This window comes from Acidovorax sp. sic0104, assembly GCF_019219095.1.
In the GTDB taxonomy this organism is placed as follows: Bacteria; Pseudomonadota; Gammaproteobacteria; order Burkholderiales; family Burkholderiaceae_C; genus Acidovorax.
Genome location: NZ_JAHUWH010000063.1, coordinates 1 through 264 on the forward strand (window position 1 = coordinate 1; position 264 = coordinate 264).

Below are 264 nucleotides of genomic sequence, written 5' to 3' on the forward strand. Positions count from 1 at the left end.
TGCCCGGCGGCGGCACGGCCATCCCCGCCAGCCGCACCTACAACACCGCAGGCCAGCTCACCGACACCGAGTTCAGCAGCTACCAATACGACGCGGCCGGCCGCATCCACACGCTGATCCAGCACCTCTGGCAGCCCGCCAGCACCACGGCGCAGGACAGCACCGTGACCCAGGTAGCCCGCGCGTGGACCGTGCAATACAGCCCTGCCGGCCGCATCACCGGCTTCACCAAGAACACGGGTGCCAACACCCCCGCAGACAGCG

Annotated in this window: 1 protein-coding gene; it reads left to right on the top strand. The window is 69.7% G+C overall.

The genetic code is table 11. The features are described 5' to 3' along the window. On the top strand, positions 1 to 264 hold a 264-nt coding region (locus KW835_RS26680; protein ID WP_218387762.1), incomplete at both ends, for a hypothetical protein.